The sequence below is a fragment of the Mycobacterium sp. D16R24 genome, assembly GCF_002013385.1.
GTDB lineage: Bacteria > Actinomycetota > Actinomycetes > Mycobacteriales > Mycobacteriaceae > Mycobacterium.
This window is the reverse complement of record NZ_MAEV01000001.1, coordinates 1-12,031: the sequence shown is the minus strand read 5'-3', so window position 1 is coordinate 12,031 and position 12,031 is coordinate 1. Positions and strand designations below refer to the sequence as shown.

Below are 12,031 nucleotides of genomic sequence, written 5' to 3'. Positions count from 1 at the left end.
TGGTTTAGCCCTTGCGAGCCTTCACGGCCTCGGTGAGCTGCGGTGCGACGTTGAACAGGTCGCCCACCACACCGAAGTCGGCGATCTCGAAGATCGGGGCTTCCTCGTCCTTGTTGACCGCGACGATGGTCTTCGAGGTCTGCATCCCGGCGCGGTGCTGGATAGCACCCGAGATACCCAGCGCGACGTACAGCTGCGGCGACACGGTCTTGCCGGTCTGGCCCACCTGGAACTGGCCCGGGTAGTAGCCGGAGTCGACCGCGGCACGCGAGGCACCGACAGCGGCACCCAGCGAATCGGCGAGCTCCTCGACCACGCTGAACTTGTCAGCGCTACCGACACCACGACCGCCGGACACGACGATGTTGGCCTCGGTGAGCTCTGGACGATCTCCACCGACCACAGGCTGGCGCGAGGTGACCTTGGTGGCGTTCTCGGCGGGTGCGGGCACCTCGACGGCAACCTGCTCACCCGCACCGGCGGCCGGTGCGGCCTCGACGGCACCCGGACGCACGGTGATGACCGGGGCATCGCCGTTGGCCTGGGCCTCGACGGAGAACGCGCCACCGAAGATCGAGTGCAGGGCCTTGCCGCCCTCGCGCACCTCGATCACATCGGTCAGCAGGCCTGAGCCCAGGCGTGCGGCCAGCCGACCGGCCACCTCCTTGCCCTCGGTGGTCGCGGCGATCAGGATGCCGGCGGGGCTGGCGGTCTCGGCCAGGCTGGCCAGCAGGTCGACCTTGGGGGTCACCAGATAGTTGTCGACGACGTCGGACTCGGCGACGTAGATCTTGGCGGCGCCGGCCTCCTTGAGACCGTCGATCAGCGGGGCGGCGGTGCCGGCAGGACCGGCAACCACGGCCGAGGGCTCGCCCAGGACGCGGGCAGCGGTAATGAGCTCGGCACTCACCTTCTTCAGTGCGCCCTCTGAATGCTCAACGAGCACAAGTACTTCAGCCATAACTTTGCTTTCTCGTTTCTGTATTTAGGGGGTCTTAGATGATCTTTTGCGCAACCAGGAACTCGGCGACCTTGGAGCCACCCTCGCCCTCGTCGGTGATCTTCTCGCCCGCGGTCTTGGCGGCCTTGGGGGTCGAGGACAGCACGGTCGAACCGGCGTTCGCGACACCCACCTCGTCAGCCTCAACCCCGATCTCGGCGAGGGTCAGTACGGCGACTTCCTTCTTCTTGGCGGCCATGATGCCCTTGAAGGAGGGGAAGCGCGGCTCGTTGATCTTCTCGGTGACGCTGACGATCGCCGGCAGAGTCGCCTCGACCTCGAAGACGCCCTCATCGGTCTCGCGCTCACCCTTGACGACGCCGCCCTCGACGGTCAGCTTGCGCAGGTGCGTCAGCTGCGGAAGACCCAGGTACTCGGCGATGATCGCGGGGATGGCGCCCGAACGGCCGTCGGTGGCCTCGTTACCGGCGATGACCAGCTCGACACCCTCGACCTGACCCAGCGCGCGGGCCAGGGCCCAGCCGGTCTGGATGGCATCGGACCCGTGCAGGCTCGGGTCGAGCAGGTGAACTGCCTTGTCGGCACCCATGGACAGAGCCTTACGGATGGCCTCGGCGGCCTTTTCCGGACCCGCCGAGACGACGGTCACGACCGAGTCGCCACCCTCGCGCTCCTTGATGAGCAGCGCTTCCTCGACGGCACGCTCGTTGATCTCGTCGAGCACCGCGTCGGCGGCTTCCCGGTCGAGCGTGAAGTCACCGTCGGTGAGCTTGCGCTCTGACCAGGTGTCTGGGACCTGCTTGATCAGGACCGCGATATTCGTCATAAGTCTCCGATCATCCTTCCTCTTCGCTGTCTGCTAGCTATCTACGTGGTAGTTCCGTGCGCGCCCGTACTACGCCGGTCGCACTGTCACGTTTCGTGACTAATCCGGCGAACAAAGTTACTCACGGGTAATATACGGAGTTCGCCCGTACACCATAACCGGTTCACTCCTGGTTTCCGGCCTGTGATCTGGGCCACCAGTATTAAGACACGGTGTTCACCCGATAGCCTGCCAAACGATGAACTCGCACCTGACCGACCCGCCCACCGATGACCCGGACGCCCTGGCGCTGACCGGGGAGCGGACCGTGCCCGGGATCGCCGAGGAGAACTACTGGTTCCGCCGCCACGAAGTGGTGTACGAGCGGCTCAGTAACCTCTGTGCGGGCCGCAGGGTGTTGGAGGCCGGCAGCGGTGAGGGCTACGGCGCCAACATGCTGGCCAGAGTGGCCGGGCACGTCATCGGTCTGGACTACGACGAGTCCGCGATCGCGCATGTGAAGGCTCGTTATCCCCGCGTGGATATGCGCGCCGGAAACCTGGCAGACCTGCCGCTGGCCGGCGGCGCCGTGGATGTGGTGGTGAACTTCCAGGTCATCGAGCACCTGTGGGATCAGGGCCAGTTCATCCGTGAGTGCGCGCGTGTGCTCAGCCCCGGTGGCTCGCTGCTGATCAGCACCCCGAATCGCATCACCTTCTCCCCCGGGCGCGATACCCCGCTGAATCCGTTCCACACCCGCGAGCTGAATGCCGCCGAGCTCACCGAACTCCTTGTAGACAACGGCTTTTCGGTGCAGTCGATGAATGGCGTGTTTCACGGACCACGACTTAGCGAGCTCGACGCCAAGTACGGCGGTTCGATCATCAACGCGCAGATCGAGCGCGCGGTCGCCGGCGCGCCGTGGCCGCAGGATCTGCTCGCGGACATCACAGGTTTGACCACCGAGGATTTCGAGATTATCGATGCGGCGGAACGCGACATTGACCAGAGTCTGGATCTGGTTTCAATAGCGGTGATAGACCGGTGATCGCGTGACGGAGTCGAAGAAGCCTATTCCAGGCCTGTTCACCATGGTGCTGCACACGCACCTGCCGTGGCTTGCCAATCACGGTCGCTGGCCGGTCGGCGAGGAATGGCTATACCAATCCTGGTCGGCTTCGTATCTGCCGTTGTTCAAGGTGCTGCGGACACTGGCGGCCGAGGGCCGGGAGAGCCTGATCACCCTCGGCATCACCCCGGTGGTAGCCGCGCAGCTCGACGACCCACACTGCCTGACCGGGCTGCACAGCTGGCTGGCCAACTGGCAGTTACGCGCCTTTGAGGCGGCCACCATCACGAGCACCGACGCAGAGCCCGGCACTGCTTCGAGCCCGGAGATGTTGCGGGCCTTTGGCGTTCGCGAATACCGCAGTGCCACAGACGCCCTCGACGAATTCGACCGGTACTGGCGCCACGGCGGCAGCGGCCCGCTGCGCGGCCTCATCGACGCGAAAGCCATTGAACTGCTGGGCGGCCCGCTCGCACACCCGTTCCAGCCGCTGCTGCACCCCCGGCTGCGCGAATTCGCGCTGCGCGAGGGGCTGGCCGATGCCGCACAGCGTTTCGGCCATGCACCCTCCGGCATCTGGGCGCCCGAATGCGCCTACGCCCCGGGCATGGAGGAGGGCTACGCGGCCGCCGGGGTCAACCACTTCATGGTGGATGGTCCGTCCCTTCAGGGTGATACCTCACTGGGCCGCCCCGTGGGCGACTCCGATGTGGTCGCGTTCGGCCGCGATCTGACGGTGAGTTATCGCGTGTGGTCACCCAAGTCCGGATATCCCGGTCATGCCGCATACCGCGACTTCCACACCTATGACCACGACACCGGCCTCAAACCCGCCCGGGTCACCGGGCGCAACGTGGCTCCGGAAGCCAAGGCGCCGTACGACCCTGAGCGTGCCGATGCCGCGATCGACGTCCACGTCCGCGACTTCGTGGATACCGTGCGCCAGCGCCTCATCGCCGAGTCCGACCGCATCGGGCGGCCCGCGCATGTCATCGCCGCCTTCGACACCGAACTGTTCGGCCATTGGTGGTACGAGGGGCCGATGTGGCTCGAGCGTGTGCTGCGCGCCCTGCCCGAGGCCGGTATCCATGTGGGCACCCTGGAACAGGCCCGTGAACAGGGCTACGTGGGCAAGCCCTTCGACTTACCTGCCAGCTCATGGGGTTCCGGTAAGGACTGGCATGTGTGGAACGGCGAGAAGGTGGCCGACCTCGTACAGCTGAACAACGAGGTGGTCGACACCGCACTCACCGCGGTGGACAAGGCCCTGGATGAACAACCGGCGCCCCATACCCGGAATCGGGTGGCCGATCAGATCCTGCGCGAGGCACTGCTGACGGTGTCCAGCGACTGGCCGTTCATGGTCAGTAAGGATTCGGCCGCCGATTACGCGCGTTATCGCGCTCATCTGCACGCACACGCCACCCGTGAGATTGCCGACGCGCTGGCCGGCGGACGGCACGATGCGGCGATCCGGTTGGCGGACGGCTGGAACCGTGCGGACGGGCTGTTCGGCGCGCTTGATGCTCGGAGGCTGCCACGATGAACACGATCTTCGCCCGAGAGGCTCATCAATGAGAATCCTGATGGTCTCGTGGGAGTACCCACCCGTGGTTATCGGCGGGCTGGGCCGGCATGTGCATCACCTGTCGACCGAGCTGGCCGCGGCCGGGCACGACGTGGTGGTGCTCACCCGTCGCCCGTCAGGCACAGACCCGGCGAGCCACCCGACATCCGACGAGATTTCCGAAGGTGTCCGGGTGGTCGCGGCCGCCGAGGATCCACACGATTTCGACTTCGGCACCGACATGATGGCCTGGACACTGGCCATGGGGCATGCGATGGTCCGCGCCGGACTGGCCTTGGGCTTCAAGGGGTCCGGCGATTGGCGGCCCGATGTCGTCCATGCACACGACTGGCTGGTGGCCCACCCGGCGATCGCCCTGGCCGAGCACTTCGACGTGCCGCTGGTGTCGACGCTGCACGCCACCGAGGCCGGCCGGCACGGCGGCTGGGTATCCGGACGCATCAGCCGGCAGGTGCATTCGGTGGAATGGTGGTTGGCCCGCGAATCCGACTCGCTGATCACGTGCTCGGCCTCGATGCTCGATGAGGTAACTCAGCTGTTCGGGCCCGAACTGCCGCAGGTTCACGTCATCCGCAACGGAATCGATGTCACCCGTTGGGTGTTCGCTCCCCGACTGCCCTCTGATGGGTCCGCTCCGGTGCTGCTTTTCGTCGGACGGCTCGAGTACGAGAAGGGCATCCACGACGCTATCGCGGCGCTGCCCAAGATTCGCCGCTCGCACCCGGGAACGGTGTTGGTGGTCGCGGGTGATGGCACGCAGCAGGATTGGCTCCTCGAACAGGCGCGCAAGCATAAGGTCGTCAAGTCCGTTCAGTTCCTGGGCAACCTGGACCACGAGGGTCTGTTGCAGTGGCTGCATCGCGCGGACGCCATCTTGTTGCCCAGCCATTACGAGCCGTTCGGCATCGTGGCGCTGGAGGCCGCGGCCGCCGGTACTCCCCTGGTGACCTCGACCGTCGGCGGGCTGGGCGAAGCCGTCATCGACTGCGAGACCGGATTGTCCTTCGCCCCACGCGATGTGGCAGGCATCGCCGATGCGGTCAAACGCACCCTCGATGACCCGGCCGCTGCCGCCGAGCGGGCCGTGGCGGCACGGGCCCGGCTCACCGCGGACTTCGACTGGGCCACCGTAGCCGACGAAACAGCTCAGGTTTACTTGGCCGCCAAACGCCGGGAACGGGAGCCGTTGGGCCGCAGCGTTATCGTCGAGCGTCCGCTGCCAGACCGCTAACCTCCATTCCGCGAGCAGACAACTGTTGCACGCAAAATCCTGAGACACCTGTGCGATGCATGTCTGTTCAGCGAGAGAAGGGACTCACACCGTGACCGATGCGGCGGCACTGGCGGCGAAGCTGGTCGAGTCCGACCCCCAGTTCCAGGCGGCCATTCCCGACCCTGAGGTGATGGATTCCCTGCTGGTACCCGGACTGCGGTTGTCGCAGGTACTGCACGCTCTACTGACCGGCTACGCCGACCGGCCGGTCATGGGTTTCCGGTCCCGCGAATCGGTCGTCGACCCCGCCACCGGCCGCACGGTCGATCGGCTGCTCCCCGCCTTCCAGACGATCACCTACGGAGAGCTCCGCGAGAACATCTCAGCCATTCTCGCCGAGTGGCAGCACGGCCCCAACGCCGTGGGTGCCGACGACTTCGTTGCCACCATCGGCTTCTCCAGCCCCGACTACGTCACCCTCGACCTTGCCACGCTCATGAACGGGTCAGTGTCGATTCCGCTGCAACACAACGCATCAGTGGCCCAGCTGCGCATGATGCTGGAGGAGACCAGTCCTCGGCTGGTGGCGGCGAGCGCGGACAGTCTCGATCTCGCGGTGGAGGCAGCACTCGGGCTTACAGATCTGCGGCGGGTGGTGGTATTCGACTACCGGCCCGACACCGATGATCATCGCGAAAAGCTCGCCGCGGCAAGGGGCCGCCTACAGGAAGCCGGCATGAAGGTCGTTGTCGAGTCACTCGCGGAAGTCATCGCGAAGGGACGACGGCTGCCCGAGCCCGTGCTGTACACGGCCGGCGATGATCAGCGCACGGCGCTGATCATGTACACCTCTGGCAGTACCGGCGCGCCCAAGGGCGCGACGTTCACCGAGTGGACGGTGACCCGTTTCTGGTCCTCGGGTGCGGCACCCAACCGGGACACCCCGATCATCAACGTCAACTTCCTGCCGCTCAACCACCTCGCAGGCCGAGTGGGGCTACTGACCGCCTTCATTCCCGGCGGCACGTGTTACTTCGTTCCGGAGAGCGATTTATCCACACTCTTCGAGGACTGGCAGCTGGCACGCCCCACCCACATGGGCGTGGTGCCGCGAGTGGTCGACATGCTCTTCCAGCATTACCAAACCCGTGTCGACGCACTCACGGCCGCAGGAGCCGATGCAGCGTCTGCCGATCGCACGGCCAAAACCGAGCTGCGCGAAGACGTTCTCGGTGGGCGCGTGGTCGCGGGCATGCTCGCCACGGCGCCGCTGTCCCCCGAAATGAAGACCTTCCTGGAGTCCTCCCTCAACTTCCACCTACTCGATCTGTATGGCTTGACCGAGGTGGGCGGCGTGTTCCGCGATGGCAAGATCTCCCGCCCGCCGGTACTCGACTACAAACTCGTCGACGTCCCCGAGTTGGGGTACTACACCACCGATAAGCCCCATCCCCGTGGCGAATTGCTGGTCAAGAGCGCCACCGCGACGCCCGGGTACTACAAGCGTCCCGATGTCACCGCCGAGGTGTTCGACGCCGACGGCTATTACCGGACCGGTGACGTCATGGCCGAGATCGCGCCCGACGAGCTGGTGTACGTGGACAGGCGCAACAACGTCATCAAGCTCGCCCAAGGCGAGTTCGTCGCGGTGGCCAACCTGGAGACGGTGTACGTCGGCGCACCGCTGGTTCGCCAGATCTTCGTCTACGGCAACAGCGAACGCGCGTACCTGTTGGCGGTCATCGTGCCCACCGAAGAGGCACTGCAGCGTTACACCAATTCGCCCATCGACATGAAGAACTCGATCCGGGAGTCGCTACAGCGGACCGCCCGCGCCAACCATCTGCACTCGTACGAACTTCCGGCCGACTTCATCATCGAAACCACCCCGTTCACGATCGAGAGCGGCATGCTCGCGGCCGTAGGTAAACCGATACGGCCCAAGATGATCGAGCACTACGGCGGTCGGCTTGAACAGCTCTATGCCGACCTCGCCGAGGCCCGCGTCCAAGAGCTACGGCTGCTGCGCGATACCGCACAGCAGCGACCGGTCATCGAGACCGTCACCGAGGCCGCCCAGGCACTGCTCGGCATGTCCTCGGACGCGGTGCGTCCCGACCATCACTTCATCGATCTCGGCGGAGACTCGCTGTCGGCGTTGACCTTTTCCAACCTGCTGCGCGATCTGTTCGACGTCGAAGTACCGGTTGGTGTGATCACCGGTCCCGCAGCTGATCTGCGCAAGCTCGCCGCTTACATCGAGGCTGCGCGTGAGAGCAACATTGCCACGGCGACCAGCGTGCACGGGCCGGACGTGGCCGTCATCAACGCCAGTGAACTCACGCTCGACAAGTTCATCGACGCCGAGACGCTCGGCAACGCCTCCATACTTGCCGCGCCCTCCGGCGCCGTGAACACGGTGCTACTCACCGGCGCCAACGGGTATCTCGGAAGATTCCTGTGCCTGGAGTGGCTGCAGCGGTTGGCACAGTCCGATGGACAACTGATCTGCCTGGTCCGCGGTGACGACAACGGCGACGCCCTCGCTCGTCTCGAGGCCGCATACGGCGATACCGACCAGGCACTGCTCGACGAATTCCGTGCGTTGGCTCGGCGCCATCTGCGAGTAGTCGCCGCCGATATCGCCCAGCCTCGCCTCGGGGTAGATGACGCGACGTGGGAGCAACTGGCCCGCGAGGTCGACAAGATCGTCCATCCGGCGGCACTGGTGAACCACGTGCTCCCCTATAACCAGCTGTTCGGTCCCAATGTCTTTGGCACGGCGGAGGTTATCCGTCTGGCACTGACCACGCGAATGAAGCCGGTGACCTACCTATCGACAATGGCAGTCGCCATGGCGGTGCCCGACTTCGACGAGGACGGCGATATTCGCACGGTCAGCCCGACTCGCCATATCGGCGCGAGTTACGCCAACGGTTATGCCAACAGCAAGTGGGCCGGCGAGGTGCTGCTGCGGGAGGCACACGATTTGTGTGGCCTGCCGGCCAGCGTCTTTCGCTCCGACATGATCCTTACCCACCGCCTGTATAGCGGTCAGCTCAACGTCACCGATGCCTTTACCCGCATGCTGCTGAGCCTCGTACTCACCGGAATCGCACCGCGCAGCTTCTACCAGGGAAGCTCCGACGGAGACCGTCCACGAGCGCATTACGAAGGGCTGCCGGTAGATTTCGTCGCCGAGGCAATCACCACCTTGGGTCTGGCCAACTCCGAGGGATTCCGGTCGTACGACGTCATGAACCCACACGACGACGGCATATCCGTGGACACCTTCGTCGACTGGCTTATCGAAGACGGTCACGCCATCGACATCATCGACGACTACGCCGAATGGCTATCTCGCTTCGAGACGGCGCTACGGGGCCTGCCGGACGAACTGCGGCGCAGCTCAGTACTACCCCTCCTGGACGCCTATCGGGCGCCGGGCCACCCGCGGCGCGGCGCCGATATACCTACCGACATGTTCCGGAAAGCAGTGCAGGACTACAAGATCGGGAGCGACTGCGACAGCGCCGACATTCCACATCTCGACCGCGCGCTCATCTCCAAGTACATATCGGATCTGCGCGCGCACGGGTTGCTCTGAACGCGTACGCGGCCCGATCAGCTGAACGGTGAGCGCGTCGTTAAAGCGACTCGTGAACAGCTCGGCTGGTGACTTGCAGGCCGATCTTCAGAAGTGTGGTGGTGGTGGCCCGCTGGTCATCCATCATTGCGAACAGATCTTCGATCACTCTATTTCGATGCCATGTTCGTTCCCGTGCAACCATTCGAACGCAAAGCCGCCAGCGGGACTTAGGGTCAGTGCATGCCACGCCTGTCGTAGCCCAGCCCGCCGGCCCGAACTCGGATGATCTGGCGTTTCGTGATGAAAGGCCACCCACCACATCAGATATAACAGCTGTTCAAGATCAGAGCGTAGGCCTTGGACCAAGAATCCAGAAGCTGTGCCAGACGAGCCGCCCATTCCGCAGTGGCTGGCTTGGTGAGGTCCTGACTGCGGCGTTCGGTGTACAGCGTGCTCATCGCGATCACCGTGTTTTTGAACATTTCAAACTTGTTCTTCTCGCGGGCATTCTCAAGGTTCACACTAGCGCTCACCGCCAAGCTGACGATGCTATTGAACAACCGAAGATCGCTCTCGACAACCAGCTCCCCTGATTCCTTCGTTGGAAAAGGATCCGAGGCGGGAGCGATCCTGATCGCCAATGCGTCGATTCTCCCGGACGCGGACCGAATGATCTGGCAATCCTGCGGCGAAGCCGGATCATCGGGTCGAGTGTCAGCCGGTGCCGGTGGCGCACCAGAATCATCAACTGGCGCCGGTGATACAGGCGCCGGTAGCTGGCCCGGAGCATCTTCGGCGCGCGGCGTTGCCGAGCCTCCCGGAGGAAACAGTCCGGGACTAGGGTCCGGTAGAGGATCGATCGGTGGATCAGCCAACCAGCCAGACAAGTCGCGGAGGGCTGGAGACGACGCTTTGGCCACGTTGCCTCCAATCCCTACCTGGACACCACCTAAGGCAAGCGAAACCACACACACCGCCATGCAACGGACGGTGTGGGCCAATATCTGACTCAACCGGCCTGCGTGCTGCATATTAGTTGCCCGGGAGCTTTAGCGGCGGTGCCTGAATGTGATTCGCGGGGAAGTCGGGCATAGGAAGACCTGTCATGTATCCCGGAAGGGTTGCATTCGTCCCCGGACGATATCCGCTTGACCCCGTGCTGATTTCGCTAGCCAGCGGACCCAAACCACCGGGCACGTATCCCGGCACGATGCCGGGCTGCGGCGAGCTAACACCGGGAGCCCGCCCCCCGGCATATGGGCTCATCTCGCCATAAATCGCCGCCCCAGGCGCGCTGGAATTGTACGGATTGAGATATGGATTGGGCGCTGGCGCCGGTGCAGGCGCTGGTATCGGGTCCGCGTGAGCGAGCGCCGAACCAACCCCTAATCCAACCAAGCTCACCGACATAACCGCGAACGCCGACCTCGCTACTAGCTTGTGCATAGTGCTCCTAATCGCATTACAGGAATTGAACTTCTGGCGACCAAAGGCTTGCCCACACTAGATCTGAATGGGCTCGCCATAAGTTGCCAACGAGGAGTGCGTGAAATCGGTCGTGATACTCAGCAGCGTGAAAGACCGAACGGTGACCGGGCCTCCGCATGCGTCGATCTTGATATGCATGTTCCGCACCCGCAACCGCGCCTCACTGCCTCTGAGAGCCATACTGTCCATCGGAATAGCGACAATTCCGCCGGGTCGCAATGTGAACTGCAACCCTCCATTGATGCCCGCACCCGCGCCCACTGCGCCGAAGCCCGCACCAAACGGCCCCGGCCCACCGAAGATCCCGCCGACTCCACCGCCCACGCCAGCACCTACACTCCCACCCAAAGTGATGCCCTGACTTAGATCGATCTGGCATCCCATCTGGTAGCCGATGGTGAGCGATGCTGAGGTCACGGGGTTGCTTCCCTGACCGTTAATCTTTCCAACACCCGTGAACTGCACGAATGCTTCCCTCGAAAACGCCGTCGCAGCCAGATTCGGAACTGGGTTAACTTCCTCGTCGAGAGTGCTTACTTCAATGCCCCAGCCATCTTCGGTCCGATCAAGCAAATTCGAGTCAGGCAGACCCTGCGCATTCGCAGCCACAGCGCTCGTGGAGAGCATCGCCAACACCGCGAAGAGGCCCGAAACCGCCCGGATAGCCGTGTGCGCCGATCCCCATCGCCGAGTTGAATTCTTTAGCGGATTCATCGTCACCTTTCCCGTCACCTTTCCGAAATTCTCGACTAGAAAAACTCTTCACATAACCTAAATGCACGGCAACTCAAAATGAAAACATGTCCGTTGCCCCCCATGAAGCACCTACAACATGTTTGAAGCGCGCAGTATCACCGTCTTGCACTTCGCGGTTCATCCATCAGGCAACTGGCGAGGACGATATATAGCAAATATAACGGCCGCAAATTATTGGTGTGTGACAAGGATCATAGATGCTCGATTCATGATTGCTTGGAGATAGCTGGTAGATGGCGTTATTACAGGTCAATGACCATTACACTGATCGCCACACAGCAACGCCCTCGATAAAATGACTATTGCTTTCTGAGCAATAGTCATTACTTAGCAAACAACATTGCGTGCGATTCAGTTTGATACCTCCAAGCAGTCGGCGGATCATTCCCGACGCTCCAATATTGAGGTACGTGATCAATCGATCCGCGCCCTCATCGATACTCATGGCCAGAGCCCGCAAAATTGTCCATCCCTTACTTGGATATAATCGGCAACGTGGATGTAAGAGGCCTCGAGATACACGACTTGCGCTGCTTCGTCGCAGTGGCAGCGAGGCTAAACT

Annotated in this window: 8 protein-coding genes; 4 read left to right on the top strand and 4 right to left on the bottom strand. The window is 63.3% G+C overall.

Annotation, left to right across the window (positions count from 1 at the left end; translation table 11 throughout):
* Positions 1–4: 4 nt before the first annotated feature.
* Positions 5–961 carry an electron transfer flavoprotein subunit alpha/FixB family protein gene (locus B4383_RS00040; RefSeq protein WP_078287425.1) on the bottom strand — a complete coding sequence of 319 codons (957 nt, stop codon included), beginning with the start codon at positions 959–961 and terminating at the stop codon, positions 5–7.
* A 34-nt stretch (positions 962–995) separates the two neighbouring features.
* Positions 996–1,787 carry an electron transfer flavoprotein subunit beta/FixA family protein gene (locus tag B4383_RS00035; protein ID WP_078287424.1) on the bottom strand — a complete coding sequence of 264 codons (792 nt, stop codon included), beginning with the start codon at positions 1,785–1,787 and terminating at the stop codon, positions 996–998.
* A gap of 238 nt (positions 1,788–2,025) precedes the next feature.
* Between B4383_RS00035 and B4383_RS00030 the strand changes: the two genes are divergently transcribed.
* From B4383_RS00030 to car, 4 genes are all read left to right on the top strand, one after another.
* The gene (locus B4383_RS00030; RefSeq protein WP_078287423.1) at positions 2,026–2,814 is read left to right on the top strand and encodes a class I SAM-dependent methyltransferase; all 789 of its coding nucleotides are present in this window, start codon (positions 2,026–2,028) and stop codon (positions 2,812–2,814) included.
* A gap of 43 nt (positions 2,815–2,857) precedes the next feature.
* Entirely contained in the window at positions 2,858–4,381 is a 1,524-nt protein-coding gene (locus B4383_RS00025; RefSeq protein WP_176126615.1) for a glycoside hydrolase family 57 protein, read from the top strand.
* A gap of 28 nt (positions 4,382–4,409) precedes the next feature.
* Entirely contained in the window at positions 4,410–5,654 is a 1,245-nt protein-coding gene (locus B4383_RS00020; protein WP_078287421.1) for a glycosyltransferase family 4 protein, read from the top strand.
* 172 nt (positions 5,655–5,826) lie between these two features.
* Entirely contained in the window at positions 5,827–9,243 is a 3,417-nt protein-coding gene (gene car, locus B4383_RS00015; protein WP_286150507.1) for a carboxylic acid reductase, read from the top strand.
* A gap of 302 nt (positions 9,244–9,545) precedes the next feature.
* On the opposite strand, the gene B4383_RS26105 is transcribed toward car, so the two are convergent.
* Positions 9,546–10,205 (bottom strand): hypothetical protein, encoded by a 660-nt coding sequence (locus B4383_RS26105; protein ID WP_139360455.1) that lies wholly within the window; start codon positions 10,203–10,205, stop codon positions 9,546–9,548.
* A gap of 523 nt (positions 10,206–10,728) precedes the next feature.
* The gene (locus B4383_RS00005; RefSeq protein WP_078287802.1) at positions 10,729–11,340 is read right to left on the bottom strand and encodes an MspA family porin; all 612 of its coding nucleotides are present in this window, start codon (positions 11,338–11,340) and stop codon (positions 10,729–10,731) included.
* Positions 11,341–12,031: the final 691 nt, after the last annotated feature.